28 protein-coding genes are annotated in these 26,962 nt (G+C 53.5%); 22 read left to right on the top strand and 6 right to left on the bottom strand.

Annotation, left to right across the window (positions count from 1 at the left end):
• Positions 1–63: 63 nt before the first annotated feature.
• The 3 genes from gph to ompA form a co-directional block, all read right to left on the bottom strand.
• Positions 64–732: a phosphoglycolate phosphatase gene (gph, locus tag G9Q38_RS08970; protein ID WP_166130108.1), complete on the bottom strand. Its 669-nt coding sequence runs from the start codon at positions 730–732 to the stop codon at positions 64–66.
• Positions 732–1,481: a bifunctional 2-polyprenyl-6-hydroxyphenol methylase/3-demethylubiquinol 3-O-methyltransferase UbiG gene (gene ubiG, locus G9Q38_RS08975; protein WP_119516919.1), complete on the bottom strand. Its 750-nt coding sequence runs from the start codon at positions 1,479–1,481 to the stop codon at positions 732–734. The genes gph and ubiG overlap by 1 nt, the downstream gene beginning before the upstream one ends.
• Before the next feature lie 67 nt (positions 1,482–1,548).
• A complete protein-coding gene (gene ompA, locus G9Q38_RS08980) occupies positions 1,549–2,130 on the bottom strand; it encodes an outer membrane protein OmpA (protein WP_119440768.1) in 582 nt (193 codons plus the stop codon).
• A gap of 328 nt (positions 2,131–2,458) precedes the next feature.
• On the opposite strand from ompA, the gene gyrA reads away from it, so the two are divergent.
• The 14 genes from gyrA to cysM all read left to right on the top strand — a co-directional run bounded on the left by gyrA (position 2,459) and on the right by cysM (position 17,628).
• The gene (gene gyrA, locus G9Q38_RS08985; protein WP_166130111.1) at positions 2,459–5,179 is read left to right on the top strand and encodes a DNA gyrase subunit A; all 2,721 of its coding nucleotides are present in this window, start codon (positions 2,459–2,461) and stop codon (positions 5,177–5,179) included.
• Positions 5,179–6,306, top strand: coding sequence for a 3-phosphoserine/phosphohydroxythreonine transaminase (gene serC, locus G9Q38_RS08990; protein ID WP_166130113.1), 1,128 nt, complete (start codon positions 5,179–5,181; stop codon positions 6,304–6,306). Before gyrA ends, serC begins: the two co-directional genes overlap by 1 nt.
• Before the next feature lie 12 nt (positions 6,307–6,318).
• Positions 6,319–7,404, top strand: coding sequence for a prephenate dehydratase (gene pheA, locus G9Q38_RS08995; RefSeq protein WP_166130116.1), 1,086 nt, complete (start codon positions 6,319–6,321; stop codon positions 7,402–7,404).
• 13 nt (positions 7,405–7,417) lie between these two features.
• The gene (locus G9Q38_RS09000) at positions 7,418–8,311 is read left to right on the top strand and encodes a prephenate dehydrogenase (RefSeq protein ID WP_166130119.1); all 894 of its coding nucleotides are present in this window, start codon (positions 7,418–7,420) and stop codon (positions 8,309–8,311) included.
• The gene (gene aroA, locus G9Q38_RS09005; protein WP_166130122.1) at positions 8,308–9,648 is read left to right on the top strand and encodes a 3-phosphoshikimate 1-carboxyvinyltransferase; all 1,341 of its coding nucleotides are present in this window, start codon (positions 8,308–8,310) and stop codon (positions 9,646–9,648) included. Before G9Q38_RS09000 ends, aroA begins: the two co-directional genes overlap by 4 nt.
• Positions 9,645–10,319, top strand: coding sequence for a (d)CMP kinase (gene cmk / locus G9Q38_RS09010; RefSeq protein ID WP_166130125.1), 675 nt, complete (start codon positions 9,645–9,647; stop codon positions 10,317–10,319). Before aroA ends, cmk begins: the two co-directional genes overlap by 4 nt.
• A 121-nt stretch (positions 10,320–10,440) precedes the next feature.
• Entirely contained in the window at positions 10,441–12,159 is a 1,719-nt protein-coding gene (gene rpsA / locus G9Q38_RS09015; protein WP_114421908.1) for a 30S ribosomal protein S1, read from the top strand.
• Positions 12,160–12,164: 5 nt separating this feature from the next.
• Positions 12,165–12,527, top strand: coding sequence for an integration host factor subunit beta (locus G9Q38_RS09020; protein ID WP_114421909.1), 363 nt, complete (start codon positions 12,165–12,167; stop codon positions 12,525–12,527).
• Positions 12,528–12,675: 148 nt separating this feature from the next.
• On the top strand, positions 12,676–12,996 hold the full coding sequence (locus G9Q38_RS09025) for a LapA family protein (protein ID WP_166130127.1): 321 nt from the start codon (positions 12,676–12,678) through the stop codon (positions 12,994–12,996).
• 41 nt (positions 12,997–13,037) lie between these two features.
• On the top strand, positions 13,038–14,267 hold the full coding sequence (gene lapB / locus G9Q38_RS09030) for a lipopolysaccharide assembly protein LapB (protein WP_166130130.1): 1,230 nt from the start codon (positions 13,038–13,040) through the stop codon (positions 14,265–14,267).
• Entirely contained in the window at positions 14,264–15,193 is a 930-nt protein-coding gene (rfaE1, locus tag G9Q38_RS09035) for a D-glycero-beta-D-manno-heptose-7-phosphate kinase (protein WP_166130133.1), read from the top strand. Before lapB ends, rfaE1 begins: the two co-directional genes overlap by 4 nt.
• Positions 15,190–16,185, top strand: coding sequence for an ADP-glyceromanno-heptose 6-epimerase (rfaD, locus tag G9Q38_RS09040; protein WP_166130136.1), 996 nt, complete (start codon positions 15,190–15,192; stop codon positions 16,183–16,185). Before rfaE1 ends, rfaD begins: the two co-directional genes overlap by 4 nt.
• A 140-nt stretch (positions 16,186–16,325) precedes the next feature.
• Positions 16,326–16,736 carry a ComEA family DNA-binding protein gene (locus G9Q38_RS09045; protein WP_228276107.1) on the top strand — a complete coding sequence of 137 codons (411 nt, stop codon included), beginning with the start codon at positions 16,326–16,328 and terminating at the stop codon, positions 16,734–16,736.
• Positions 16,714–17,628 carry a cysteine synthase CysM gene (cysM, locus tag G9Q38_RS09050; protein WP_166130141.1) on the top strand — a complete coding sequence of 305 codons (915 nt, stop codon included), beginning with the start codon at positions 16,714–16,716 and terminating at the stop codon, positions 17,626–17,628. The genes G9Q38_RS09045 and cysM overlap by 23 nt, the downstream gene beginning before the upstream one ends.
• Before the next feature lies 1 nt (position 17,629).
• Here cysM and mltB read toward each other — a convergent pair whose 3' ends face one another.
• Positions 17,630–18,838 (bottom strand): lytic murein transglycosylase B, encoded by a 1,209-nt coding sequence (mltB, locus tag G9Q38_RS09055; RefSeq protein ID WP_166130143.1) that lies wholly within the window; start codon positions 18,836–18,838, stop codon positions 17,630–17,632.
• Between the two features lie 10 nt (positions 18,839–18,848).
• Here mltB and G9Q38_RS09060 point away from each other — a divergent pair, with 10 nt between their 5' ends.
• The 6 genes from G9Q38_RS09060 to G9Q38_RS09085 all read left to right on the top strand — a co-directional run bounded on the left by G9Q38_RS09060 (position 18,849) and on the right by G9Q38_RS09085 (position 23,354).
• The gene (locus tag G9Q38_RS09060) at positions 18,849–19,772 is read left to right on the top strand and encodes a histone deacetylase family protein (RefSeq protein ID WP_166130146.1); all 924 of its coding nucleotides are present in this window, start codon (positions 18,849–18,851) and stop codon (positions 19,770–19,772) included.
• Positions 19,773–19,808: 36 nt separating this feature from the next.
• Complete coding sequence (locus tag G9Q38_RS09065) at positions 19,809–20,558, top strand: electron transfer flavoprotein subunit beta/FixA family protein (RefSeq protein WP_114421918.1); 750 nt, start codon at positions 19,809–19,811, stop codon at positions 20,556–20,558.
• A gap of 2 nt (positions 20,559–20,560) precedes the next feature.
• On the top strand, positions 20,561–21,490 hold the full coding sequence (locus G9Q38_RS09070) for an electron transfer flavoprotein subunit alpha/FixB family protein (protein ID WP_166130149.1): 930 nt from the start codon (positions 20,561–20,563) through the stop codon (positions 21,488–21,490).
• A 182-nt stretch (positions 21,491–21,672) separates the two neighbouring features.
• A complete protein-coding gene (locus G9Q38_RS09075) occupies positions 21,673–21,966 on the top strand; it encodes a hypothetical protein (RefSeq protein WP_166130151.1) in 294 nt (97 codons plus the stop codon).
• 176 nt (positions 21,967–22,142) lie between these two features.
• Positions 22,143–22,529, top strand: coding sequence for a 50S ribosomal protein L19 (rplS, locus tag G9Q38_RS09080; protein ID WP_114421945.1), 387 nt, complete (start codon positions 22,143–22,145; stop codon positions 22,527–22,529).
• 63 nt (positions 22,530–22,592) lie between these two features.
• The gene (locus tag G9Q38_RS09085; protein WP_166130154.1) at positions 22,593–23,354 is read left to right on the top strand and encodes a CoA pyrophosphatase; all 762 of its coding nucleotides are present in this window, start codon (positions 22,593–22,595) and stop codon (positions 23,352–23,354) included.
• Positions 23,355–23,373: 19 nt separating this feature from the next.
• Here G9Q38_RS09085 and rsgA read toward each other — a convergent pair whose 3' ends face one another.
• The gene (gene rsgA / locus G9Q38_RS09090) at positions 23,374–24,276 is read right to left on the bottom strand and encodes a ribosome small subunit-dependent GTPase A (RefSeq protein WP_166132361.1); all 903 of its coding nucleotides are present in this window, start codon (positions 24,274–24,276) and stop codon (positions 23,374–23,376) included.
• Positions 24,277–24,294: 18 nt separating this feature from the next.
• Positions 24,295–25,542 carry a M48 family metallopeptidase gene (locus G9Q38_RS09095; RefSeq protein WP_166130157.1) on the bottom strand — a complete coding sequence of 416 codons (1,248 nt, stop codon included), beginning with the start codon at positions 25,540–25,542 and terminating at the stop codon, positions 24,295–24,297.
• Positions 25,543–25,589: 47 nt separating this feature from the next.
• Here G9Q38_RS09095 and orn point away from each other — a divergent pair, with 47 nt between their 5' ends.
• Both orn and paaG read left to right on the top strand, forming a co-directional pair.
• Positions 25,590–26,156, top strand: a complete 567-nt coding sequence (orn, locus tag G9Q38_RS09100) for an oligoribonuclease (protein ID WP_166130160.1) — start codon at positions 25,590–25,592, stop codon at positions 26,154–26,156.
• On the top strand, positions 26,153–26,962 hold the full coding sequence (gene paaG / locus G9Q38_RS09105) for a 2-(1,2-epoxy-1,2-dihydrophenyl)acetyl-CoA isomerase PaaG (RefSeq protein WP_166130163.1): 810 nt from the start codon (positions 26,153–26,155) through the stop codon (positions 26,960–26,962). Before orn ends, paaG begins: the two co-directional genes overlap by 4 nt.

Consider the following 26,962-nt stretch of genomic DNA (forward strand, 5'->3'; position numbering starts at 1 on the left):
ATTGTAACGTATAACAAAGGGTTAGAGGGGCATCTTCGCAAATAGTTCCTACTGCCGCCACAATTACGCCACTCGTTGCAACAACGCCTGTACGGCAGGCCAAATGTCGTGCGCTGAATCCACTACCGCATCGGCGTTCCAGCGCGGAATATCATTTACCTGGCAATAGCCATAAGCCGCCGCAATAGTGGGCATGCCTGCAGCCTTGCCCGCGACAATATCGCGTTCATCGTCGCCCACATAAATGCAGTCTTCCGGCTGGAATCCGGTTTTTTCCGCTGCGTACAACAAGGGAGCAGGGTGGGGCTTGGCGTGCCCAGCCGTATCGCCGCCCACCGTTACCGCGCACTCGGCCTCAAGTTGCAGATGCCGCACAATGGGAACCGCCAGGTATTCAACTTTGTTGGTGACGATGCCCCACTGAAACCCTTCCGCTTTCAACGTTGCCAGAAGCTCACCGACACCAGGGAAAAGTCGTGTGAGCGAGGTCATTTGTTTTTCGTATTCGCTTAGAAAACGTATACGATGTTCTTCATACTCGGGGTGATCCGGGGTTAAATCTAAGCCGGCTTTCAATAAACCGCGCGCGCCTTGCGACGCCATCGGGCGCAAGACTTCGTAGGGTAGCGGTTCAAGCCCTTTTTGCACACGCATGGTGTTGGCCGCGGCGGCCAGGTCGGGTGCTGTGTCGGCCAGTGTGCCGTCGAAATCGAACAGAATCAGTTTTTGCATTACAGGACTTTACGTGTTGCCATGAGGTAGTTCACCGAGGTGTCGCGCGATAACTTGTAAATATCGGTTATTGGGTTGTATTCCATGCCCGCCATTTTTTCTACTTCCAGGCCGCCCAGGCGCGCTGCCTGGGCCAGCTCGCTAGGTTTGACGAAGTTTTCGTAGCTGTGCGTGCCGCGAGGCAACAAACGTAAAACGTATTCGGCACCCACAATGGCGAACAGAAATGATTTGGGATTGCGGTTCAAGGTGGAAAAAAACGCCCAACCACCCGGTTTCAGCATTTGCCCGCATGCCTGCACAATAGCAGCCGGATCGGGGACGTGTTCCAGCATTTCCATACATGTGACGACATCGAACTGGCCGGCATGTTGGTTAGCGAAGTCTTCGGCGCTGATCTCTTCGTAATTCACTTTTACGCCCGATTCCAAACTATGCAGCTTGGCAACCGTTAACGATTTCTTTGCCAGGTCGATGCCCGTAACGTTTCCCCCGCTGGTGGCCATACTTTCCGCCAGAATACCGCCACCGCAGCCTACGTCGACAATGTTTTTGCCGTCGAGTGAACCTACCGTTTCGCGTATCCAGTTCAGGCGCAGGGGGTTAATGGCATGAAGCGGCTTGAATTCACTTTCGGGATCCCACCAGCGCGATGCCAGTGCGCTGAATTTTTCCAGCTCGGCCGGGTCGACATTATTTGTTGTGGCGCTGGATGAGGACGCATTATTGGAAGCAGAGGTTTGTGTCATGTTACGGCCCAAAAAACGAAAAGGGGTGCCCGAGGGCACCCCTTAATTGTAGCGTTATACGCGCAAATTACTTGCGGGTACCTACAATTTCGATCTCTACACGGCGGTTTTGTGCACGACCTTCGCGAGTAGCGTTGCTGGCGATAGGATCGGACTCACCTTTGCCTTCAGCGTAGATACGGTTGGCAGGAATACCTTTGCTAACCAGGTACTCTTTAACCGTGTTGGCACGACGCTGGGACAAGCCCATGTTGTACTGTTCGGTACCGATGGAGTCGGTGTGACCAACAGCGATAACGGTTTCAAGATTCAAGCCTTGTGCCTGAGCAGCAACTTGATCCAGAACTTGACGACCAGCAGGCTTCAACGTGGATTTGTCGAAGTCGAAGAAGGTGTCGGCGTTCAGAACAACTTTCGTTGCTTGAGGTGCTTGAACAGGTTCTTGCTGAGCAACGGGTACACCGTCACAGCCGGGCAGGCCTGTAGCGGGTGTCCAGAAGCTATCGCGCCAGCACAATTCGTTGGTGCCGTTCATAACGGGGCCACCAGAAGAATTCTGCCAGTTGTCGATGGTTTGCGCAGAAACTGCACCGGAAGCCGAAAAGGCGGCAATAGCAAGGGCTAGTGCGAATTTGGAGGGTTTATTCATGTTTCTCCTCGTTTGAGCTTAATGCTGGTAAGTGACCGCAGCGAACCTCCGCCGCATATAAAAAACGTAACCAGTATAGCAATGCAATGGTTTGGTTCAAAGAATTGCACTGGATTTTCATGCTTTGTTAGGCCGAATCTTACGGCATTTTCGTGTTGTTCGTTACCCCTATATGGGCATGACGTGTCCAGTTGTGCGTAATTCTACCTTAAGTTTCCCGATATTGTTGGTTTTAGGCAACGGCAAAGGTAAGATTGGAAGGTGCTAGAATTTGCCATTCGCCCAAAGTGGGTCAGCCAACCTAATTTTCTTCAAGAACTGAAACTATATGGATTCCTTCGCCAAGGAGACGCTTCCTATTTCGCTGGAAGAGGAGATGCGCCGCAGCTATCTTGATTACGCGATGAGCGTAATTGTGGGGCGTGCGCTGCCGGATGTTCGCGACGGCTTGAAGCCGGTTCATCGTCGTGTGCTGTTCGCCATGCATGAGCTTAACAACGACTGGAACCGCGCGTACAAGAAGTCTGCGCGTATTGTGGGTGACGTCATCGGTAAATATCACCCTCATGGTGATTCCGCCGTGTACGACACCATTGTTCGCATGGCACAGAACTTCTCGCTGCGTTATCCGCTTGTCGACGGCCAGGGCAATTTTGGCTCGGTCGATGGTGACAGCGCCGCCGCCATGCGTTACACGGAAATCCGCTTGGCCAAGATCGCGCATGAATTATTGGCTGATATAGATCAGGAAACGGTGGATTTCGGCCCCAACTACGACGGCAGTGAGCAGGAGCCGTTGCTGTTGCCTTCGCGTTTGCCCAATCTGCTGGTGAACGGCAGTGCCGGTATCGCAGTCGGTATGGCCACCAATATTCCGCCACACAATTTGTCGGAAGTGGTCGACGGCTGTCTGTATTGCTTGCGTAATCCCGAGTGTACGGTTGATGAGCTTATCGAGCTTATTCCTGCACCCGACTTTCCTACTGGCGGCATTATCTACGGTGTTTCCGGTGTACGGGAAGGTTATCGCACGGGGCGCGGCCGCGTCATTATGCGTGCCAAAACGCATTTTGAAGACCTTGAAAAGGGAAATCGGCAGGCGATTATTGTTGATGCCATTCCGTATCAGGTGAACAAGAAAACGTTGCAGGAACGCATTGCGGAACTGGTCAACGAAAAGAAAATCGAAGGCATTTCCGATATTCGCGACGAGTCCGACAAAGACGGGATGCGTCTTGTTATCGAGCTTAAGCGCGGCGAAGTGCCGGAAGTGGTGCTGAATAATCTGTACAAGCACACGCAGTTGCAAGACACCTTCGGTATGAACTTTGTGGCGCTGGTCGACGGCCAGCCGCGCTTGTTGAACCTGAAGCAAATTGTTGAGTACTTCCTGTCGCATCGTCGGGAAGTCGTTACGCGTCGCACTGTTTATCAGCTGCGCAAGGCGCGCGAGCGCGGCCATGTGCTGGAAGGTTTGGCGGTGGCGCTAGCCAATATCGACGACTTCATCGCCATTATCAAGGCTGCGCCAACGCCGCCGGTGGCGCGTCAGGAACTCATGTCGCGTTCGTGGGACTCCTCGCTGGTGCGCGAAATGCTTCAGCGCGCCGATGCGGGTGAGACACCAGGCGGTCGGGTAGCGTACCGGCCTGAATCGTTGCCCGAAGGCTTCGGTTTGCAAGACGACGGCATGTATCGTTTAAGCGATACACAGGCGCAGGAAATCCTGAATATGCGCCTGCAGCGCCTTACCGGCCTCGAGCAAGACAAGATCGTTAATGAGTATAAAGACATCATGGATACGATCACTGATTTGCTCGATATCCTTGCGCGTCCTGAGCGTATTACCAACATTATTGCCGACGAACTCGCTGCCATTAAGAATGAGTTCTCCACCGGCACAAAAGACATTCGTCTTTCGGAAATTGAGCACAACGCAACCGAACTCGATACTGAAGACCTGATCACTCCCATGGATATGGTGGTGACGTTATCGCAATCGGGTTATATCAAGAGCCAGCCGTTGTCTGAATACCGGGCGCAGAAACGGGGCGGTCGTGGCAAGCAGGCCACCACCATGAAAGAGAACGATTTTGTCGATCAACTCTTCATCGCCAACACGCATGATTATCTCTTGTGCTTCTCCGATCACGGCCGCGTGTATTGGCTGAAGGTGTGGGAGGTGCCGCAAGGGTCGCGCAACTCGCGTGGTCGACCGATTGTGAATATGTTCCCGCTCATGGACGGCGAGAAAATTACCGTAGTGCTGTCTGTAAAAGAGTTCAGCGAAGATCACTTTGTCTTCATGGCAACGTCACGCGGTACGGTTAAGAAAACACCGTTGTCTGATTTCTCCAACCCGCGCAAAGCCGGCATTATTGCGGTTGGGCTCGACGAGGGCGATTACCTTATCGGTGCCGAGCTTACCGATGGCAAGCACGATATTATGTTGTTCTCCGATGCGGGCAAGGCAGTGCGCTTCGATGAAAACGACGTCCGTCCCATGGGCCGCACCGCGCGTGGTGTACGAGGCATGATGCTGGAAGACGGGCAAACCGTTATTTCCATGCTGGTGTCGAACGACGAATCGCTCAGCGTGCTTACCGCCACCGAAAACGGCTATGGCAAACGTACGCCTATTACAGAATATACCCGCCATGGTCGTGGCACGAAGGGCATGATTGCTATTCAGGCCAGCGCGCGTAACGGCAAAATGGTCAGCGCCGTGTTGGTGCACGCCAGTGACGAAATCATGCTCATTACAAATTCGGGCGTGTTAATTCGCACACGTGTATCTGAAATTCGTGAAATGGGTCGCGCCACGCAGGGTGTCACGTTAATCAACGTCGATGAAAACAGCTATTTGTCGGGCGTGCGTCGTATTGTGGAAAGTGATGTCGACGATGTCGAGCTTTTAGACGACGTTGAAAATGATGATCTCGAAGGCGCAAGCGCTGCGGATAGCAACGATGCGACAGATACCGGCGATCAAAGCGGGAACGATTCGCCCGCCGATGATTCAAACGACTCGGATTCGGAGGATCGCTAATGCGCCCCTGGAATTTTTCCGCCGGCCCTTCAGCGCTGCCATTGCCGGTGCTGGAGCAGGCCGCGCAGGAAATGACCGACTGGCATGGCAGTGGCTTGTCGGTTATGGAGATGAGTCACCGCGGCAAACATTTTCTTCAAATCATCAATGAGGCCCACGACGATCTGCGTGAGCTGTTGTCTGTTCCTGATGATTTTGAAATTTTGTTTATGCAGGGCGGTGCCACCGCTGAAAATGCCATTATTCCATTGAACCTGATAGGTCGTCAGGGTTTGGGCAAGGCCGATTACGTGTTATCGGGAATCTGGTCGGAAAAGTCCTGCAAAGAGGCCCGGCGCTACGGCGATATTGCCGTGGCAGGCAGTAGCGGATGCGCTTCCGTGATCAATGGTCTTTCCCAGGCAGCTTTCACCTGGTTTCCCGAGCCGGCGCAATGGCAGTTGCGCGACGATGCCGCCTATGTGCACCTGTGCAGCAATGAAACGATTGGCGGCGTGGAGTTCGTTAATTGGCCAGATCTGAATGCTTTGGGTGCGAAAGGGGTGCCGTTGGTAGTGGATGCGTCATCACACATACTGTCGCGACCCATTGATTTTTCCAATGTTGGTTTGGTGTATGCCGGTGCCCAAAAGAACGCTGGCCCGGCCGGAGTCACGCTGGTTATGATTCGCAAAGACTTAATCGGTCACGCTTTACCGCACTGCCCCTCGGCTTTCGACTACGCGAATGTGGCGGCCTCGGACTCCATGTTCAATACGCCGCCCACTTACGCAATTTACGTCATGGGCCTGGTATTCAAGTGGCTCAAGCAACACGGTGGGGTCGCCGCCATCGAGCAGGCCAATATTCAAAAGGCCAAGGCGCTGTACAGCTATATCGACGCCTCCGGCTTTTATGAAAATCGGGTTCATCCCAGCGTGCGTTCTCGCATGAATGTACCGTTTTTTCTGGCCAACGAAGCATTGAACACAACGTTTCTGGCTGAATCAGAGCAGGCGGGTTTGTTTCAGTTGAAAGGGCACAAAAGTGTAGGCGGGATGCGCGCATCCATCTACAATGCCATGCCGCTTGAGGGCGTGCAGGCGCTGGTGAATTTCATGCAAGAGTTTGAACGTCGCCACGGATAAGAAAAGTTTGCCATGGATAAAGATTTGCAGGCCAGTTTGACGCCGTTGCGTGAAGCAATTGACGCGATTGATAAGGAAATTTTGTCTTTGTTGAATCGGCGTGCCCGCACGGCACAGCAAGTTGGTGAAGTAAAAGAGGCTTTTGATGCCGCCGGTCCGGTACTGAAACCCGAGCGTGAGGCCAGCTTGATTCGCCATTTGCAATCACTGAACCAAGGCCCGTTCACGGAAGAAGGCATTGAGTCGGTATGGCGTGAAATTATTTCTGTCTGCCGTGGTCTGGAGCGCACGTTGATTGTGGCCTATCTGGGTCCGCAGGGCTCGTTTTCAGAGCAGGCCGCCTTAGAACAGTTTGGTCATTCCGTTCAAAAAATGCCGTGCGCGAATTTCGATGAAGTGTTTCGCGCGGTTGAGTCGGGTCAGGCGGATATTGGCATGGTACCTGTGGAGAACTCCACAGAGGGCGCTGTCAGCCGGACATTGGATTTGTTATTAAATTCGTCTCTGAAGGTCATGGGTGAGCGCTCACTCAGCATTCAGCATTGCCTGATGACGCAATCGGGGACGATGGACGGCATTACCACGGTAATGGCGCATCCGCAGGCATTGGCGCAATGTCAGGCTTGGCTGGGCCGACACTATCCGCAACTGAGTCGCGATGCGGCGTCCAGTAATGCCGAAGCGGCGCGGGTGGCGGCTGAGGACGCCGGCGTGGCTGCGATTGCAGGGGTGGCTGCGGCCGATGCCTGGAATTTGAAAGTTGTGGCGCCGGGTATTCAAGATGACCCGCATAATCGCACCCGTTTTCTGGTGGTGGGTGCCGACGACGTCGCCCCGTCCGGTCACGACAAAACAAGCCTTATTTTGGCAGTACCGAACCGCGCCGGTGCAGTTTATGACATGTTGGAGCCCATTGCCCGCAACGGCGTGTCGATGTCGCGGCTGGAGTCGCGACCGGCCCGCACCGGTCAGTGGGAATATTATTTCTATGTCGATGTTTTGGGGCATCAAAGCGACCCTGCCGTTAAGGCAACGCTGGTTGATTTGAAGAAACGCGCCGCTTTTTTCAAGGTGCTGGGTTCTTACCCCGTGCAATAACGGGGCGAATTGCATGGACAACTCTCCGCCTTTCCCGTCGATTGATGTTTTGGCCATTGTGGGCGTGGGCCTGATTGGTGGTTCATTTGCGGCGGCGTTACGCAAAGCAGGGCGGGTTAAGCGCGTGCTGGGTGTAGGGCGGCGGCCAGGGCCGTTGGCGCAGGCCAAGCGCCTGGGACTTATCGACGAGGCGGTATCGCTTGAAGAGGCGGCCGGCCAGGCCGACGTTATTTTGCTGGCTTCGCCGGTGGGCTCCATGCCGGCCTTGTTTCGCGGGTTGGCGCCTCATTTGAAAGAAACCACGCTGTTAACCGACGCAGGCAGTACTAAGGCCGACGTTGTGAAAGCGGCATACGAAGCCTTGGGAGCGCGCGTTGGGCAGTTCGTGCCGGGTCACCCCATTGCGGGCGCTGAAAAGACCGGCCCCGAGTCTGCCGAAGCAGGCCTATATGAAGGTAGGCATGTTGTACTTACGCCTTTGCCTGAAAACTCAGCGGTGATGCGTCAGCAGCTAACTCAGTTATGGGAGGCCGTGGGGGCACGGGTTGTACTAATGGATCCGGAAAGTCACGATCGCGCTTTGGCGTCGGTGAGCCACTTGCCCCACTTTCTGGCTTCTGTTTTTATGGAGCAGGTCGCGGCTTGCGCCGACGCTGATTTGCGTCTTGGTTTGGCCGGAACCGGTTTCCGGGATTTTACTCGTGTGGCGGCTGGGTCGGCCGAAATGTGGCGCGATATTTTTATGGCCAATCGTGAAGCGGTGTTGCGTGAACTCAACGATTTTCGTGTCACGCTTGATGCGGCCGAATCGGCCTTGCGCGAAGAAGATGCGCAAAAGCTTTACGACATGCTTGAACGCGCCGCTTTGGCGCGGCGTTTTTGGGGTAGCAGGAGCGGTTTGTCATGAGTTCTTCCGGTGTCAGAGAGACGTTGGGTCGTCTGGTGTTGCCGCCCTCCACTGAAGCGTCCGGACAAATGACGCTGCCGGGATCCAAAAGCATTTCCAATCGCGTGTTGTTACTGGCCGCACTGGCGCAGGGGCAAACGCGGATTCGGGGGTTATTGGATTCGGACGACACTCGGGTCATGCTGGCGGCGTTGGAAGCGTTGGGCCTGACGCTTCAGCGGGAGTCTGATACCGAAGTGTGGGTAACAGGCCAGGCGGTTTTTAAAAACCAGCAAGCGGATTTGTTTCTTGGAAATGCCGGTACGGCGTTTCGGCCGCTTACTGCGGCACTGGCCCTGATGGGTGGGAACTTCCGGTTGTCGGGTGTGCCGCGCATGCATGAACGACCGATTGGCGACCTTGTCGATGCTTTGCAACAACTGGGAGCCGGCATTCAATATGAGGCCCAGACGGGCTATCCGCCATTGAAAATTTCACCCGCGCAAACAACCGTGAATCCGTTCACGCGCGTTAAGGGGTCGGTTTCCAGCCAGTTTCTTACGGCTTTGCTCATGGCGGCGCCGCTGGCTACAGCCCGAATGGGGCAACCCCTTGTTATTGAGGTCGAGGGTGACCTGATTTCGAAACCCTATATTTTGATCACGCTTAATTTAATGGCACATTTCGGCGTGCAGGTTAAACGTGAAGGTTGGTCCCGCTTTACGGTGCCGGCTGATGCTCACTATGTTTCGCCGGGCGAGATCATGGTCGAAGGCGACGCCTCTTCAGCTTCGTACTTTATGGCGTTGGGTGCCATTGGGGGCGGCCCGGTTACCGTGCATGGCGTGGGTGCAGACAGTATTCAGGGAGACATTGCCTTTGCGCAAACGTTGGAGGAAATGGGCGCGCAGGTGAGTTGGGGAGCGCATTCGGTTTCTGTTTCAGGGCCGTGCGTGGCCAAGGGGGGGCGGTTACGTGCCTTCGATAAAGATTTCAACCTTATTCCCGACGCGGCGATGACGGCTGCTGCTTTGGCTCTGTACGCTGACGGCCCTTGCCGGTTGCGCAATATCGGAAGCTGGCGCGTAAAAGAGACCGATCGAATCCACGCGATGCATACTGAATTGGCGAAACTGGGCGCGCAAGTTGAGTCGGGGTCTGATTGGTTAAGGGTCACCCCTCCGGCAACGCCCGGCAGTTGGCGGGCGGCCGAGATTGAAACCTACGACGACCATCGGATGGCTATGTGTTTTTCGTTGGCGGCGTTTGGACCGGTACCGGTAACCATTCTTGAGCCCGCATGCGTTAGCAAAACCTTTCCTGATTATTTCAACATCTATAGCAAACTGGTGAAATGACGATTAATACGCAAGATGTTCCGGTCATTGCGATTGATGGGCCCACCGCATCCGGCAAGGGCACAGTGGCACAGCGTGTGGCACAGCACTTGGGTTGGGCGGTGCTTGATAGTGGTGCGTTGTATCGTCTGACTGCGCTGGCCTGCATGCAAAATGGGGTGGTCGATAGCAATGAAGCCGAGGCGGCACGAATTGCCGCCGGTCTGGATGTGCAGTTTCATCATGGCGCGATCTGGCTGGACGGCCGGGATGTAACGGCGGCGATTCGTGAGGAACCTGTTGGTGTATTTGCTTCGCGCATTGCCGCTTTCGGTATGGTCCGACAGGCACTATTGGAGCGCCAGCGCGCATTCAGGCGGCTGCCTGGGCTGGTGGCCGATGGCCGGGATATGGGTACGGTTGTGTTCCCAGATGCCCCTTTAAAAATATTTTTAGTGGCCGATGTTGCGGCGCGCGCTGAAAGACGCTGTAAGCAGTTGAAGGAAAAGGGTTTTTCTGCTAACCTTTCGAGTTTGATGGAGGATCTGCAGGCGCGCGATGAGCGTGACCGTACCCGCAGCAATGCGCCGCTGGTACCTGCACCCGATGCCATCACCATTGATTCTTCAAATTTAACCATTGAAGAAACCGTGAATGCAGTACTCGACCACTGGTCGAAAATTGGGGCCTGAATTTAGCTGGAAGCCGCGTTATTCCAACGTATTCAGTTTTTCAGGCAATGTTTAACTCCACTGGGGCAATGGTTGCCTTGGTGTGTTTTTACCGGCCATCTTGGCCTATGGATTGAATTTAATGTCCTCAACTTTAACCCCTGAAGCCGCTATTGGCGGCGAAAGCTTTGCCGATCTTTTTGCTGAAAGTCTGAAAACCCAAGACATGAAGTCTGGCGAAGTTATTTCGGCAGAAGTCCTTCGTGTTGATCACAATTTCGTCGTTGTTAACGCCGGCCTTAAATCGGAAGCTTTGATTCCGCTGGAAGAGTTCCTGAATGATCAGGGCGAGCTGGAAGTCAAGGAAGGTGATTTTGTTTCGGTTGCGATTGATTCGCTCGAAAATGGCTACGGCGACACCATTCTGTCGCGTGATCGCGCCAAGCGCCTGTCGGCCTGGCTGTCGCTCGAACAGGCGCTGGAATCCGGCGAACTGGTTAACGGCACCATCACCGGCAAAGTGAAGGGTGGTCTTACTGTCATGACGAACGGTATCCGTGCATTCCTGCCCGGCTCACTGGTCGACATGCGTCCTGTTAAAGACACCACGCCCTACGAGGGCAAAACGCTTGATTTCAAAGTTATCAAACTCGATCGCAAGCGCAATAACGTTGTGCTGTCGCGCCGTGCGGTGCTTGAGGCCAGCATGGGCGAAGAGCGCGAAAAGCTGCTCGAAACATTGCACGAAGGTGCAGTTGTCAAAGGTATCGTCAAGAACATCACCGACTACGGCGCGTTTATCGACCTGGGTGGTATCGACGGTCTCTTGCACATTACCGACATGGCATGGCGCCGTGTGCGTCATCCTTCCGAAGTTCTGTCCGTTGGCCAGGAAGTGGAAGCCAAAGTACTCAAGTTCGATCAAGAGAAGAGCCGTGTTTCACTGGGTGTGAAGCAATTGGGCGAAGATCCCTGGATCGGTCTGGCGCGTCGTTACCCACAAGGTACGCGTTTGTTCGGTAAAGTCACGAACCTTACCGACTACGGTTCATTTGTCGAGGTTGAAGACGGTATTGAAGGCCTGGTTCACGTTTCCGAAATGGATTGGACCAACAAGAACGTTGACCCGCGCAAAGTTGTCACCCTGGGTGAAGAAGTTGAAGTCATGGTTCTGGAAATCGATGAAGATCGTCGTCGTATTTCGCTGGGCATGAAGCAGTGCCGCCAGAATCCGTGGGAAGAGTTCGCCATGAACTTCAAGCGCGGTGATAAGGTTAGCGGTGCAATCAAATCCATCACTGATTTTGGCGTATTCGTGGGCTTGCCTGGTGGTATCGACGGTCTGGTGCATTTGTCCGACCTGTCCTGGTCCGATACAGGTGAAGAAGCAGTTCGCAACTTCAAGAAGGGCGATGAAATCGAAGCCGTTGTCTTGGGTATCGACACTGATAAAGAGCGTATTTCCCTGGGCATCAAGCAACTTGAGGGCGACCCCTTCAACAACTTCGTTGCTACTTACGACAAGGGTGCAGTTGTTCCCGGCGTGATCAAATCAGTTGAAGCGAAAGGTGCCGTCATCAATCTGTCGCTCGACGTCGATGGCTATCTGCGTGCCTCTGAAATTTCCAGTGGTCGTGTTGAAGACGCCACAACGGTGTTGAAAGAAGGCGAAAGCGTTGAAGCCATGATCATCAACGTGGATCGCAAGGCGCGTTCCATTCAATTGTCCATCAAGGCTCGTGATAACGCTGAAACTGCTGAAACACTGCAGCGTATGACTGAAGCAAGTGCGTCGTCCGGTACAACCAATCTGGGTGCATTGCTGAAAGCCAAGCTCGACCAGCAACGCGACGACGGTTAATTGGTGTGACTAAGTCAGAACTGATCGCCTTATTGGCCACCCGGTATCCGCAACTTGCGTTGCGTGATACCGACCTGGCTGTGAAAACGGTGCTTGAAGCCATGACTCAGGCGTTGGCCGATGGTCAGCGCATTGAAATCCGTGGCTTTGGCAGTTTCTCTTTATCGAAGCGGGCGCCTCGTGTAGGGCGCAATCCCAAATCGGGAGAAAAAGTCATGGTGCCGGGTAAACAGGTTCCCCATTTCAAGGCCGGTAAAGAGCTGCGTGAGCGGGTTGACGCGGCATTTGAGCAGGAACAGGCCGGTAACAAGGCAGAGAAAGCTGAACTTTTTCCAACGTCGTACGACACGAAAATTGCGCATGGCTAGCTAACGCACGCCAGAGCAAATTTGCTGTACCGAAGAAGCCGGAACCCGCAATGGTTCCGGTTTTTTCATTTCAGATGTGTCCGAGCGGCTGTCGTCGATAAATTCCCTTTACAATTGTCGTCACTGAAATATTTGCGGAGCCATTGTCATGCGCTATATCGTATGGGCATTGCGACTGATTATCTTTGTCGTTGTTTTATTGTTTGCCTTGAAAAACACGAATCCGGTTGAGGTCGGCTTCTATGGTGACCATGTTGTGTCGGGTGTGCCACTTATTGTTGTCATGCTGGTGGCGTTTGTTGTTGGTATTGCGTTTGCGCTGCTCGCTGTTGTGCCGGCCACGCTGCGTCGCAGGCGGGAATTGAAAAAAACGCAACGTGAGGTTCAACGTTTGCAGGACAGCCTTGCAACGCGCGAAGTTCAGGGGCATTCGGATCCTGAGCCGGTCGTACCGTTGGCACCGCTGTAGTACTTTTTTATTGCCTGATTCCAATATACAAGGCTTGATACATGGATTTCGAACCGTGGTGGCTCATTGCCGTTCCCGTTCTGTTTGGCTTGGGCTGGATTGCTGCACGCGTGGATATTCGGCAAATGTTGTCTGAAACCCGCAGCTTGCCCGACTCTTACTTCAAGGGTCTGAACTTTATTCTGAATGAAGAGCCCGATCGTGCAATTGATGCATTTGTCGAGGTGGCCAAGCTCGATCCCGAGACGACGGAGCTGCATTTTGCATTGGGTAGTTTGTTCCGGCGCCGGGGAGAAATGGAACGGGCGATTCGGGTGCACCAAAGTTTGTTGTCGCGTGCCGATTTGCCCCAGGCGGAGCGTGAACATGCATTGCATGAAATAGCGCACGATTATTTGAAGGCGGGCATGCTTGATCGTGCCGAAGAGGCTTTCTTGCAGGTGGAGCATACGCGTTTTGCCGTTTCAGCAGTGCGAGCCCTGATTAGAATTTATGAGTCTGAGCACGATTGGCCTCGGGCAATAGAGGCGGTAAAGCGTTTAACTGCGTTGGTTGATGAGCCTGTTCCGCAGTTGGTTCATTATCAGTGTGAACAGGCGCTGAGTGCGTTGTCGCAAAAGCCGGCCAAGCTCGACGTTGCACAAACTGCCCTTGACGCCGCGGAGAATGCGGCCAGAATCCTTAAAGTGCAGCGAAAAGGGGCGGCATATCAAGCTCGTATTGCCATATTACGGGCAGCTTTGTGTCGTGCCAAAGGTGAGTCGGGTCCAGAGCGGGTTTATTTGGAATCAATTTTGTCCGACGCGCCTGATTACGCCGGCCTGGTGGCGGCGGATCTCCTTGAAAATTATCGCCAGTCCGGCCAGGTGGACCAAGGCTTGGCTATTTTAAAGTCGCACTACGCCCTGTATCCATCGCTTGACTTGTTCAATCTGGTCTTTCGTGAACTACGCAGCCAGGAGGGTTATGGCCCGGCATGGGCTTTTGCACGGGAAGCGCTGCGGTCGAAACCATCTTTACTAGGGCTCGACCGTCTTCTTGAGGCCGAACTGGCGGTTGATCACCGGGCTCAAGCTGATTCCCCCGCGGCAACGGCTGTGGCTCAGGCCGACCTCAGCCTGCTGCGTAGTCTTATTCATAAGCACAGTCAGCGTTTAGATCGTTATGCCTGCACCCAATGCGGCTTTGAGGCGCGCAATTATTACTGGCAATGCCCGGGTTGCAATGCGTGGGAAACCTATCCACCCCGGCGTCTGGAGGAAATAAGATGACGGTCTTCCCGCAAGATAAAGTGGCGCGGGCGCGAGTGTTGGTGGTGGGCGATATTATGCTTGACCGCTATTGGTTCGGAGAGGTGGAGCGTATTTCGCCCGAAGCACCGGTTCCGGTTGTGCATGTTGCGCGCCGCGAGAACCGTTTGGGAGGCGCGGCTAACGTGGCACGCAATATTGCTGCGTTGGGCGGGCAAACTACCCTGATTGGGGTGGTGGGCGACGATGAGGCCGGGGTTGAAATTGAAAATCTCGCCGCGCAGGATAATATTGCAACTTGTCTGGTTACCGATCCTGTATTGCATACCACGCTGAAAATGCGAGTGCTTGGGCGGCAACAGCAAATGTTGCGTATTGATTTCGAAGAGCACCCCGGCGAGGCCAGCCTGGCTCAGGTAAAAGCATTATTTGACGCGCAGTTGCAGCATCATGATGTGGTTGTGCTCTCTGACTATGCCAAGGGTGCGCTTGCCCATGTCGAGGTCTTAATCGACATGGCGCGGGCGGCGAATCGCCCGGTATTGGTCGATCCTAAAGGGCATGATTACCAGCGTTATAAAGGGGCAACCATTATTACGCCGAACCGGCAGGAAATGCGTGAGGCGGTGGGTTATTGGTCTTCTGAGGCCGATCTTGAGATGCGGGCGCAGGCTTTGCGCCATAAACTGGCACTTGAAGCGTTATTGGTAACGCGCTCCGAACAAGGAATGACGCTGTTTCTTGATGGGTCGCGTTTTCATGTCGATGCAGCCGCTCAAGAGGTGTTCGATGTTTCCGGCGCAGGTGATACGGTATTGGCAACGCTTGCGCTGATGCGCGCCGCGGGGTTGTCGTGGGAGGATGCCGTGGCATGGGCTAATCGAGCCGGCGGCGTTGCCGTGGGTAAATTGGGCACGTCGGTGGTAACAGTAGGAGAGTTAAGATGATTGTGGTTACCGGAGGTGCCGGTTTTATTGGCAGCAATATTGTAAAAGGGTTGAATGTACGGGGCATCAACGATATTTTGGTTGTCGATGACCTCACAGACGGCGATAAATTCATTAATTTGGTTAACCTGAACATTGCCGATTATTTGCATAAAGACGTGTTTCGAGAGCGCCTTTTGAAGGGTCAGTTGTCAGGCATAGAAGCGGTCTTTCATCAGGGGGCCTGCTCCGACACAACAGAACGTAACGGCCAGTACATGATGGATAATAATTATCGTGTCACCCTGGAGCTGTTCGAATGGTGCCAGCAAGCCAAGGTACCTTTTATTTACGCTTCATCGGCGGCGGTTTATGGTGCGGGTCCCAGTTACATTGAAGATATTTTGTATGAATCACCGCTGAATGTTTACGGCTATTCAAAATTTTTGTTTGATCAGGTTTTGCGCCGCCGTTTAAGTGCATTGACGGCGCCGGCGGTGGGTTTACGTTACTTCAACGTGTATGGACCTCATGAACAGCACAAAGGGCGCATGTCTTCGGTTGCCTTTCATAATGCCAACCAATATCGCGAAGAGAGCCATGTACGCCTGTTTGGTGGCTGGGATGGCTACCCCGACGGAGGGCAACAGCGCGACTTTATTTATGTAGACGATGCCGTAGAGGTTAATTTGTATTTCCTTGAGCATCCCGAAATTTCCGGTATCTTTAATTGTGGAACGGGTCGGGCTCAGCCTTTCAACGACGTTGCGTGCGCTGTTGTCAACGCCTTGCGTATGGCTGAAGGCGAGTCGGAGCTGTCATTGCAGGAATTGGTGGATCAACAGCTTATTCACTACATTGACTTTCCGGAAGACCTGAAAGGGCGCTATCAAAGTCACACCCAGGCCGATTTAACCCAGTTGCGGGAGGCCGGGTACGACAAACCTTTCCACGACGTGCATACTGGGGTGACCAAATATATGCAATATCTGCTGGGGCAAGGGCGCTTATAAGCGCGTCAGTCGGCCCCTGTGGGTGCGTAGCTTTACGCATGGATAAACCGCAGACGGGTCCGTATCGGTTTTGAGCGCTTTCACGCAAGATCAAACATCGGGGATATCCCCCGATGTTTTTTCTTATCAGGAGCGCTTTCATGAATCCCTTTACTGAGTCAACGGTAGCCAAACCTTCGGATACAACCTGGCGTGAGTCCGCCACGGCGCCGGGATGGGTCAAGCAGTTGTCCCGAACTTGCCTGTGCCTTGCATTACTTGGAACGACTTATGCCAACACCGCGCATGCGGTCGACGTCAATGCCGCCACGCTGGCGCAACTCGAGACGGTGAAAGGCATCGGCCCCAAAACCGCCGGTATTATTATTCAGGAGCGGGCGCGTGGCGGCAGTTATGAGTCGTTTGAAGACTTATCTGATCGTGTGCGGGGTATTGGCCCGGCCAAGGTCGCAGCCTTACGAACGGCCGGCCTTACTTTGGGGTCGGGTACTATGCCAAACAGCCCGAACAAGGTGTATGATTTGCGCCATGAAAACATACATGACGATTGAAGATACCATCGGAAATACCCCTTTGGTTCGCTTGCAACGGATTCCGGGCAGCCTCGCGCAAAAGCGGGGGAATGTCATTTTGGCCAAGCTCGAGGGAAACAACCCGGCCGGGTCGGTAAAAGACCGTCCGGCGGCCTCAATGATTCGTCGTGCCGAGGCCCGAGGTGAAATCAAGCCCGGCGATACTCTCATTGAAGCAACCAGCGGCAATACGGGTATTGCACTTGCCATGGCCGCCGCCATTCGTGGATACCGCATGATTCTGATCATGCCCGACAATCTCTCGCTTGAGCGTCGGGCATCAATGGCGGCTTATGGTGCGGAACTGATTCTTACCAAAGCGAGCGATGGTGGCATGGAGTATGCGCGTGACTTGGCGATGAAAATGCAGGCCGAAGGCAAAGGCAAAGTGCTCGATCAATTTGCCAATCCCGACAACTTCCAGGCCCACATCGACACCACCGGCCCCGAGCTTTGGGAGCAAACCGAAGGTGAAATTACCCATTTCGTGAGCGCAATGGGTACAACGGGCACCATTATGGGGGTTGGCATGTATTTGCGCGGCAAAAATCCCAATATTCAAATTATTGGTGCACAGCCGGCCGAGGGGTCGCAAATTCCGGGTATTCGTAAATGGTCCACCGCCTACCAGCCGAAGATTTACGATCCCTCGAAGGTTGACGTGTTCGAACTGATTGAACAATCGGAAGCAGAAAACATGGCGCGACGCTTGGCTGCCGAAGAGGGGATTTTTGGCGGCATATCGTCTGCCGGGGCACTGATAGCCGCGTTGCGCGTCTCAGAGCGGGTGGAAAACGCGACTATTGTGTTTATTGTGTGTGATCGCGGCGACCGTTACTTGTCGACGGGTGTATTTAACCCCGCCGACTAACTCAAAATGCGTGCCCGTAGCCCATGCGATCAGCCAGGATGTTAGCGAGTTCAGCCACGGAAGTGGCATAGAAATAGCTGCGGTTGTATTCGGTTAATGCAAAAAAATTAGGTGTGGCAACCCGGTATTCGGCCAGGTTGCGTGGTTCATCCAATAGGTCGATTACGCCGACGGGGTGGCGTGTCCAGGCATCGTTTTCGTGCCCGGCGCGCGCCTGGAAACCGGTTTTTTGTAGTTCAGGCCAGGTTAGATTGGGTGTTAGACCGCCATCGACCCATTTGGCTGCGTCGGCGGGCACAATAACCGGTGCGAAAACCGGTAGGCCGGGCTCCCAGCCGTGCAGCCGCAGGAATCGGGCAACCGATGCAACAGCATCGGCAACACTGTGGTGCAGATTAATTCTACTGTCCTGGTCGCCGTCGGCGGCAAAACGGCGCAAACTGCCCGGCATGAATTGTGGCAGGCCCATGGCGCCGGCAAATGAACCCGTCACGTTCATTGCATCGAGTTCTTTTTTCCAGTCCAGTTCAATCAGGTCTGCCAATTGGTCGCGAAATAATTGGCTGCGTTCAGGACGGTTCGGATCGGGATTGCGGAAGCCCAGGGTGGCCAGTGCGTCGAGAACGGCAAAACTTCCGGTATATCGCCCATAAAGCGTTTCAACGCCGATAATGGCAACAATAACCGATACCGGTACGCCGTAACGCTTTGCGGTATTGTCGAGTAATGCCTGGTGCTCCTGCCAGAAACTTACACCCTGGTTAATTCGCACCGGTTCAACATAACGTTTTCTATAAGTGACCCAACTACGTTTTATGCGCCCTGAGGACGGCGTCATCAGGCGAGCGACCTTTGGGTTATAGTGTGCGGCTTGCAAGAGTTGCGTAACATGGTTCAGCGGAACGTTTCTGGTTTGTGATACTTCGTTGGCGTAGGCCTGAATGTCGGGTAGTAACCTTCCGTTGGCGTCGGTAAAACCTTTGGCCTGGTTAATCGATCCGCCGGCCTGAATGGCCGGCGCCTCTGCTGCGCGCGGTGCGACGTATGCCAAAGTGGTGGTTGTTTCAGACGCTGGGCCGGCCGATACCGGATTGTCATGGATAGCGGTGCCTGGGCTTTGTGCTTGGCTGGTTGCGACGTTTGGGGCCGAGGCGCATCCCGCCAGAACCATAACGATTGAAGCTTGCAATACTTTTACGGCTTTGAACATAATCTTCCTTATGCAGACCCTATATATTACTCATCCTGCCTGTCATCTGCACGAAATGGGTAGCTGGCATCCCGAGTGTCCCGAACGCCTCGACGCGATTAATGACCAGTTTCTGGCGAATGGGATTGCGGGGTTGTTGCGATCATGCGAGGCGCGCGAGGCGAGTGATGCTGATTTACTGCGGGTTCATACCCAGGCACACCTGAGCTTCTTGAAAAAACATGTACCGTCGAGCGGGTATTTTGAGGTTGATCCAGATACTTATATGAATCCCCATACGTTGGCCGCAGCACTGGCAGCTGCCGGCGCTGGATTAACGGCGGTGGATGAAATTATGACCAGACAGGCTCAAAACGCATTTTGTGCGGTTCGTCCCCCGGGGCATCACGCCCGGCCCGATCAGGCGATGGGGTTCTGTTTTTTGAATAATATCGGTGTAACTGTAGCGTATGCACTTGAAAAATATAATCTGGAAAAAGTTGCTATTATCGATTTCGATGTGCACCATGGCAATGGAACCGCAGAAATGTTTGCAGGCGACGCAAGGGTTTTGATGTGCAGCTTTTATCAGAATTTGATATTTCCTAATGTACACACTGAAAAAAAATCAGAAAATATGTTAAACATACCAGTTGAGGCCTATGCAACCGGTGACGTGGTTAGAAAATTGATTTCAGATCATTGGCTGCCGCGTTTGCAGGCTTTTGAACCCGAGTTTATTTTTGTATCGGCTGGGTTCGATGCCCACAGGGAAGACGAATTGGCTCAGCTGGGTTTGGTGGAAAACGATTACGCCTGGATCACTGAACAAATTGTGGCCCAGGCTGAGGCGTCGGCGCAGGGTCGCGTCGTAAGCTTTCTTGAAGGTGGTTACAACTTGTCTGCGCTTGGGCGCAGTGCGGTTGCCCATGTCAAGGCATTGGCTAAGCTGTAAAATGGAAAAATTTTAATCCCCCGGAGGAACTGCTCGATGAAGGTTTTGGTGCCCGTCAAGCGTGTGGTTGATTACAACGTCAAGGTACGCGTGAAATCCGATGAAAGCGGCGTTGATATCGCCAACGTCAAAATGTCTATGAACCCCTTCGACGAAATTGCTGTTGAAGAAGCAACGCGCCTGAAGGAGCAAGGGGCGGCAACGGAAGTGGTTGCAGTATCGTGCGGGGTTCAGCAATGTCAGGAAACCTTGCGCACGGCAATGGCCATTGGTGCCGACCGCTCTGTTTTAGTGCAAACCGACGCAGAGTTGCAGCCTTTGGCGGTTGCGAAACTGCTGAAAGCCGTTGTTGAAAAAGAAGCGCCGCAGCTCGTGATTCTGGGTAAGCAGGCTATCGACGACGATGCCAACCAAACGGGTCAAATGTTGGCTGCGTTGTTGAATTGGCCCCAGGCTACGTTTGCCAGCAAAGTTGAGGTTTCGGGCGACACGGCAAAGGTCACACGTGAAATTGACGGCGGTCTTGAAACGATTTCCTTGAAGTTGCCCGCCATTGTTACAACCGATTTACGCCTGAATGAGCCGCGTTACGTCACGCTGCCCAACATTATGAAGGCGAAGAAAAAAACCATCGACACGCTTACCCCCGATGAGTTGGGTGTCGATGTCGCGCCCCGTCTTAAGACCTTGAAAGTGGCTGAACCGCCCGTGCGCTCGGCTGGTGTGGTGGTTGCTGATGTGCCGGCGTTGGTCGATAAACTGAAGAACGAAGCGAAGGTGGTGTAATTATGTCGATTCTGGTAATTGCTGAACACGATAATGCCCAGTTGAAAGGGGCAACCTATAACGTCCTGGCGGCGGCTGCGAAGTTGGGTGGCGACGTCCATGTTCTGGTAATGGGTCAAGGTGCCCAGGCAGCGGCTGATCAGGCTGCCAAGGCGCAAGGGGTGGCCAAAGTTTTGTTGGCCGATGGCGCATCGCTGGCCGAGGGGTTGGCTGAAAATGCCTCCGCCCAAGTGCTGGCCCTGGCCTCCGATTATTCTCATATTTTGTTTGCGGCGACTGCTTCGGGCAAGAACGTGGCGCCGCGTGTTGCCGCCAAGCTTGATGTTGCTCAAATTTCCGATATTGTTTCGGTCGATGCTCCTGATACGTTCCAACGTCCTATTTATGCAGGTAATGCTATTGCAACGGTTCAGTCGGGCGATGCGGTGAAAGTAATCACGGTTCGCACGACAGCCTTTGACGGCGTTGCGCCCGAGGGTGGGCAGGCGTCGGTTGAGTCGGTCAGTCCAGTCGACGATTCCGGCTTGTCGTCTTTTGTGGGACGCGAACTGGCGAAAAGTGATCGGCCGGAACTGGCGGGTGCCAGTGCAGTGGTTTCCGGTGGTCGTGGCATGGGTAGCGCAGAAAACTTCAAAATTCTTGAGCCATTGGCCGACAAGCTGGGTGCCGCGTTGGGCGCTTCACGTGCCGCAGTTGATTCAGGATATGCTCCGAACGATTGGCAGGTGGGTCAAACCGGCAAAATCGTTGCGCCGCAGTTGTATGTGGCGGTGGGGATTTCCGGCGCTATTCAGCATTTGGCCGGCATGAAAGATTCCAAGGTTATTGTGGCAATCAATAAAGACGCCGAGGCGCCGATTTTCGGTGTGGCCGATTACGGCTTGGTGGCGGATTTATTCAAAGCCGTGCCTGAGCTTACCGACGCGTTGTAAATCGTGCCGGCGGCCGGGTTCAGCCCGGCCAAACGATTTATTGCACGAAAAAGTGCTTGCCAAATTCACTGTTGTTTTATACAGTATAAAAATACTGTATTTAACAACAGTGAATTTTTTATTCAGTTTCTGTTTGTATGTGGTTCAAACAGGCTTAATAAAGGCTTAATAGCGAGGCAAGCATGAATTCCTTCACACACAATGGCCACCGCGCCGAAACAGTGAAAAACGGTCGTCAAACACGCGGCGCGAATCAATCCGGGGTCTCAAAATGGCCCTTTACACCCGCTGCATCTTTTCCACGATCGAAATCCTCACCGTCCGGCCAGTATGCGGGCAGTGGTACTGATGCAGGCGGCACCGAAAGCAAAGGCCGGCTTACCCGTGCCGCAATGGTTTCAGATGTTTTATTGGTAGTGGTTTGGGGGGCAACCATTCCGGGTCTTATGTGGCTGGGCACTTTAGGCGGTTTTTAACTGTCAACGCGAAATAGAAATGTTCGCTTTTCATACTCTTCTTTCTCTTATATAATTGTGGGCTTTGCAACCTCATCCTCTGCTGGGCTTTTTACAAACAAAGCATGTGGTTTAAACATGCCGTAAAAATGTGTTATTCAAACATGCCCTGAACATGATGATTTATGGAGTCTATCGTGGATCTTATCCAACAGTTGGAGCAAGAAGAAATTGCTCGTCTTACCAATGGTGAACCCCGCCCCGAGTTTGGGCCTGGCGATACCGTTGTTGTTAACGTAAACGTGGTTGAAGGTAACCGCAAGCGTGTGCAGGCGTATGAAGGTGTTGTAATTGCACGTCGCAACCGTGGTTTGAACTCTTCGTTCATCGTTCGTAAAATTTCTTCGGGTGAAGCGGTAGAGCGTACATTCCAGCTTTACTCTCCTCAAATTGCTTCCATCGAAGTCAAGCGCCGCGGCGACGTTCGTCGTGCTAAACTTTACTACCTGCGTAACCGTTCGGGTAAATCGGCGCGTATTAAAGAAAAACTGGTTCGCAAGGCAGACAAAAAAGCAGCTGAATAAGCACTTTTTCTGCTCCAGTTAAGCAAAGGCACCCCGGGCGGTGCCTTTGTTTTTTTGTGGTTTATGTCGCAAAATCCTTCCATTCCTCCCTGTCGAGTACGTCCTGTTGTCAAACTTTCGTTTGACCCGCAAGCTCAACCCGTGATTGCACCCAATGCTGTTTTGAGTCCTTTGCCAGACTCTGCACTGCAGGCAGACTTCATTGCACAGGCATTCAATCGGAATATTGAGTGGCAGGTGGAACCGGTTTTTGCAAAAGATTTTTTGGTTCATCGCGACCCCAAAACCGGTTTATTGTTGCCGGATCATTCCGGCATGATTCCGGCCGCTGTTTTTTTCCCCCTCATTCAACGTGAAAAAGGTTTGCATGTTTTGTTTACACGCAGAACGGACCACCTTACATCGCACGCCGGCCAGATCTGCTTTCCCGGGGGGCGAATTGAGTTGCATGATGCCGACGTCATTGCCGCGGCGCTCAGGGAAACCCACGAAGAGGTGGGTATTGGGCCCGATCACATACAACTGATTGGAACGCAACCCGGTTTTATTACCTCTACCGGCTATACTATGCAGCCGGTTATCGGGTTGGTGAAGCCTGGCTTTGTGGTGCAGCCCGATCAATCGGAAGTTGCCGAGGTGTTTGAAGTGCCTTTGTCGTACTTAATGGATCCACGGCAACATCAGCTTCACCAGGCAACATTACCCGACGGCCGTCAGCGTTTGTATTTTTCCATGCCCTGGAACAACTATTTTATTTGGGGCGCGACGGCGGCATTGGTGCGAAATTTCTATCATTATTTGGCCGCTGCACATAAACAGCTGTAAAGGCCGTTATCTTTGGCTGCTAATACCGGCCTTGCGCCTCATTCTCGGCAAGCAGTCTTACGTACAGTGCGTGCCTTGAGGGTGGAATGGCACCGCTTTTTACCGCCTCCAGAATGGCACAGCCCGGCTCGTGGCGGTGGGAACAGTTGTAGAACCGACATTGCCCTGTGTAGGGGGCGAACTCGGCGAACCCGGCTTCTATTTCGGTATTGCTCAGGTGATACAAGCCGAAGTTTTGAAAGCCGGGTGAATCAATTAAATGTCCGCCTTGGGGTAAATCGTATAAGCGTGTGCTGGTGGTGGTGTGTTTGCCCGCATCAAGGGCAATAGAATGGGCCTGGGTTTGCGCTTTTGCATTGGGAATAAGCGTGTTCAACAAAGTTGACTTACCCATACCGCTTTGCCCCAGTAGCAAACAGGTTTTATCGCGCAAATGCGGCAGCAAGGTTGCGTTGACCTGATCGGCGTTTAGCGCACTGAGCTCAATAACGGGTATGTCGAACGCTGAGAACGGTTTAAGGCGTTCACGTGCAGTCTTTAAATTTTCTTGTATATCAGCCTTATTCAGAATAATAAGGCAATGAATGCCGGCGGCTCGCGCGGCCACCAGGGCGCGACCCACCAGGTCGTCGGAGAAGGCAGGGGTGGTTGCTACGACGATAAGTAGCAGGTCGACGTTCGCTGCGAACTGTTTTGTGCGCATGTCGTCTGAGCGATACAGCAAATTACGGCGCTCGAGACGTTTGACGATCACCCCCTCTTCCTCGCCCTCCAGTTGAACGAGCACGTTGTCGCCAACGGCGGCATCGGTTTTCTTGCCTTTAGGGAAACAGGTGCGTTGGGTACCATCAGTTAGCTCAATGGTGTAATGCCGCCCGTGCGCGCTGACGACCCGGCCACACACTTCTTTTTCATTCCCCATGACGTTCGGTTTGCGCACTTAAAGACCGTACTTCAGTTTTTGGATACGAATGGCCGCCGGCGGGTGGCTATCGTAGAAAGCGGAGTGGAGGGGGTCGGGGGTGAGCGTAGCCGCGTTATCGTCGTACAGTTTGACCAACGCCGATACCAATGCATCGGGGCTGGCTTGTTGGGCGGCGAAATGGTCGGCCTGGAATTCGTCGCGCCGCGACAGCAAACTGAGTAATGGCGTAACCCAGAATGTGAAAACGGGAACAACCAGGAAGAACAGTATCAATGCCAGCGCGTCGTTTGGTCGACCCAGTTGCGGAATAACACCCAGATCGGTGTAAAACCAAACTTGTTGCGAGAGCCATCCCAATACCTGAAAGAAGATGAGGGCCAGGAGGAAACTTAGGGCCATGCGTTTAATAATATGCTTGAACTTGAAGTGTCCCAGCTCATGCGCCAGTACGGCTTCGATTTCCTCGCCCGATAATTTTGAAAGCAATGTATCGAAAAACACAATGCGACGCGACTTGCCGAAGCCGGTGAAATACGCGTTGCCGTGTGCCGAACGCTTTGATCCGTCCATGACGAACAAGCCGTTGATCGCGAAGCCACAACGTTTCGCCAGATTATGAATACGTTCAGCCAGTTCGGGGTTGTCCAGCGGGGTGAATTTGTTGAACAGCGGTGCGATAACGGTGGGGAATAGCCACATAATCGCCATGTTAAAAGCCACCCAAATACCCCAGGCCCACCAATGCCAATTGGCGCCGGCATTGCCCATAACCCAAAGGACCAAGGCCGCCAGCGGCAGGCCCAGAATCAGGGTTACCAGTAATCCCTTCGCCAGGTCGCTGAAAAACAGGGCAGGTGTCATTCGGTTGAAGCCAAAACGTGCCTCAAGGCGAAATTTGCGCCATAAGGAAAAGGGCAGGTTGACCACCCCCATAATTAACACTACAGAGCCGATAAGTGCTAATTGACGCAGCATTTCATTCTCGATAAGGCGGGCCAGTTCAACATCCAGGAATTGCAAGCCGCCCAATAAGGTGAGCCCTATGAGAACGGCGGCGTCCACCAGGGTTTCCATCATGCTGACTTGGATCTTGCCGTGGGTGTAGTCGGCCGCTCGTTGGTGACTGCGCAGGCTGATACGGTCGGCAAATGCAGCCGGCACCTCGTTGCGATGTTGGTGAACATGGCGAATTTGACGCCAGCCCAACCAAAGGCGCGTCACGATATCGGCAAACAGAAAGGCAACAAACAGAATGGTGAACATAGGCACTGGACAGTTATGCGAAAATTGGTGTTTTAAGGGATGATTATATGGCGGTTAATAAAGAACAACGTTTAATCTGGCTCGACCTGGAAATGACGGGTCTCGATCCGGAAAAAGAGCGCATCATTGAAGCTGCGGTGGTGATTACGGAGCCCGATCTTACCTTGGTGGCGGAAGGGCCGGTCATGGTGATCCACCAGAGCAATGAAATTCTGGATGCGATGGACAAATGGAACACATCGACCCACGGCCGTACCGGCTTGACCGACAAAGTCAAGGCCTCGACCATCACGGAACAAGAAGCCGAAGAGACCTTGTTGAAATTTTTGGCGCAACATGTGCCGGCCGGAAAATCACCACTGTGCGGCAACACTGTTGGCCAGGACCGCCGTTTTTTAGTGAAGTACATGCCGCGGCTGGAGGCTTTCTTCCATTATCGCAACCTCGACGTGAGTACTTTGAAAGAGCTGGCCTTACGTTGGAGGCCTGAAGTGTACAAAAGTTTCGTTAAACAAAGCCGTCACGAGGCGTTGGCCGATATTTACGAATCAATCGATGAACTTAAACACTATCGTGAACATTTTCTTAAACTGGATACCTCTGCTGCCTCATGAGTGACACAACTATTTCTCTTTCCGACAGCAGCGTGCTGTTGTCGATTCAGAACGGCATCGCGCGCATTACGCTGAATCGCCCCGACAAGCTCAACAGCTTCACGGCACAAATGCATGAGGCGATGCGTGAAGCCATGACACACGTTGAAAACCAAACTCCGCGGGTCTTGGTTATTACCGGCGCGGGGCGAGGTTTTTGCGCTGGGCAGGATCTATCTGCGCGTGTCGCCAAACCGGGTCAGGCACGGGTGGACTTGGGTGAAAGTATCGAGAAGAACTACGGCCCGCTGGTTAAACGCTTGCGCGCATTACCCATGCCGGTCGTGGTGGGTGTCAACGGGGTTGCCGCCGGTGCCGGAGCGAATCTTGCCTTGGCGGGCGATATTGTTATTGCGCGCGAATCGGCTGTCTTCATCGAGCCGTTTTGTCGGCTGGGCTTGTTGCCCGACACGGGCGGCACTTATGCCTTACCGCGTTTGGTGGGGTCGGCCCGGGCTATGGGCATGGCGTTGTTGGGCGAGAAAATAAGCGCCCGCAAAGCCGAGCAATGGGGGCTTATTTGGGAGTGCGTTGCCGACGACGCGTTCGAAGGTCGCCTGAATGAATTGGCACAACACTTTTCAACTGCACCCACGAAGGGGTTGGCGGCGGCTAAACACGCGCTGAACCAAAGCCTGGGTCATACTCTGGCTGAACAATTGGATCTGGAGCGTGATTTAATGCGTGATTTGGGTTACAGCGACGATTACGCCGAAGGTGTTGCAGCGTTTATGGAAAAACGCACGCCGGTGTTCAAGGGGCGTTAA

It is taken from the genome of Pusillimonas sp. DMV24BSW_D (genome assembly GCF_011388195.1).
Lineage (GTDB): Bacteria > Pseudomonadota > Gammaproteobacteria > Burkholderiales > Burkholderiaceae_B > Neopusillimonas > Neopusillimonas aestuarii.

Excerpts from the sequence above, each read along its gene's own strand:
- gph (WP_166130108.1), bottom strand. The coding sequence starts at position 732 with ATGCAAAAACTGATTCTGTTCGATTTCGACGGCACACTGGCCGACACA.
- ubiG (WP_119516919.1), bottom strand. The coding sequence starts at position 1,481 with ATGACACAAACCTCTGCTTCCAATAATGCGTCCTCATCCAGCGCCACA.
- ompA (WP_119440768.1), bottom strand. The coding sequence starts at position 2,130 with ATGAATAAACCCTCCAAATTCGCACTAGCCCTTGCTATTGCCGCCTTT.
- gyrA (WP_166130111.1), top strand. The coding sequence starts at position 2,459 with ATGGATTCCTTCGCCAAGGAGACGCTTCCTATTTCGCTGGAAGAGGAG.
- serC (WP_166130113.1), top strand. The coding sequence starts at position 5,179 with ATGCGCCCCTGGAATTTTTCCGCCGGCCCTTCAGCGCTGCCATTGCCG.
- pheA (WP_166130116.1), top strand. The coding sequence starts at position 6,319 with ATGGATAAAGATTTGCAGGCCAGTTTGACGCCGTTGCGTGAAGCAATT.
- G9Q38_RS09000 (WP_166130119.1), top strand. The coding sequence starts at position 7,418 with ATGGACAACTCTCCGCCTTTCCCGTCGATTGATGTTTTGGCCATTGTG.
- aroA (WP_166130122.1), top strand. The coding sequence starts at position 8,308 with ATGAGTTCTTCCGGTGTCAGAGAGACGTTGGGTCGTCTGGTGTTGCCG.
- cmk (WP_166130125.1), top strand. The coding sequence starts at position 9,645 with ATGACGATTAATACGCAAGATGTTCCGGTCATTGCGATTGATGGGCCC.
- rpsA (WP_114421908.1), top strand. The coding sequence starts at position 10,441 with ATGTCCTCAACTTTAACCCCTGAAGCCGCTATTGGCGGCGAAAGCTTT.
- G9Q38_RS09025 (WP_166130127.1), top strand. The coding sequence starts at position 12,676 with ATGCGCTATATCGTATGGGCATTGCGACTGATTATCTTTGTCGTTGTT.
- lapB (WP_166130130.1), top strand. The coding sequence starts at position 13,038 with ATGGATTTCGAACCGTGGTGGCTCATTGCCGTTCCCGTTCTGTTTGGC.
- rfaE1 (WP_166130133.1), top strand. The coding sequence starts at position 14,264 with ATGACGGTCTTCCCGCAAGATAAAGTGGCGCGGGCGCGAGTGTTGGTG.
- rfaD (WP_166130136.1), top strand. The coding sequence starts at position 15,190 with ATGATTGTGGTTACCGGAGGTGCCGGTTTTATTGGCAGCAATATTGTA.
- G9Q38_RS09045 (WP_228276107.1), top strand. The coding sequence starts at position 16,326 with ATGAATCCCTTTACTGAGTCAACGGTAGCCAAACCTTCGGATACAACC.
- cysM (WP_166130141.1), top strand. The coding sequence starts at position 16,714 with ATGAAAACATACATGACGATTGAAGATACCATCGGAAATACCCCTTTG.
- mltB (WP_166130143.1), bottom strand. The coding sequence starts at position 18,838 with ATGTTCAAAGCCGTAAAAGTATTGCAAGCTTCAATCGTTATGGTTCTG.
- G9Q38_RS09060 (WP_166130146.1), top strand. The coding sequence starts at position 18,849 with ATGCAGACCCTATATATTACTCATCCTGCCTGTCATCTGCACGAAATG.
- G9Q38_RS09065 (WP_114421918.1), top strand. The coding sequence starts at position 19,809 with ATGAAGGTTTTGGTGCCCGTCAAGCGTGTGGTTGATTACAACGTCAAG.
- G9Q38_RS09070 (WP_166130149.1), top strand. The coding sequence starts at position 20,561 with ATGTCGATTCTGGTAATTGCTGAACACGATAATGCCCAGTTGAAAGGG.
- G9Q38_RS09075 (WP_166130151.1), top strand. The coding sequence starts at position 21,673 with ATGAATTCCTTCACACACAATGGCCACCGCGCCGAAACAGTGAAAAAC.
- G9Q38_RS09085 (WP_166130154.1), top strand. The coding sequence starts at position 22,593 with ATGTCGCAAAATCCTTCCATTCCTCCCTGTCGAGTACGTCCTGTTGTC.
- rsgA (WP_166132361.1), bottom strand. The coding sequence starts at position 24,276 with ATGGGGAATGAAAAAGAAGTGTGTGGCCGGGTCGTCAGCGCGCACGGG.
- G9Q38_RS09095 (WP_166130157.1), bottom strand. The coding sequence starts at position 25,542 with ATGTTCACCATTCTGTTTGTTGCCTTTCTGTTTGCCGATATCGTGACG.
- orn (WP_166130160.1), top strand. The coding sequence starts at position 25,590 with ATGGCGGTTAATAAAGAACAACGTTTAATCTGGCTCGACCTGGAAATG.
- paaG (WP_166130163.1), top strand. The coding sequence starts at position 26,153 with ATGAGTGACACAACTATTTCTCTTTCCGACAGCAGCGTGCTGTTGTCG.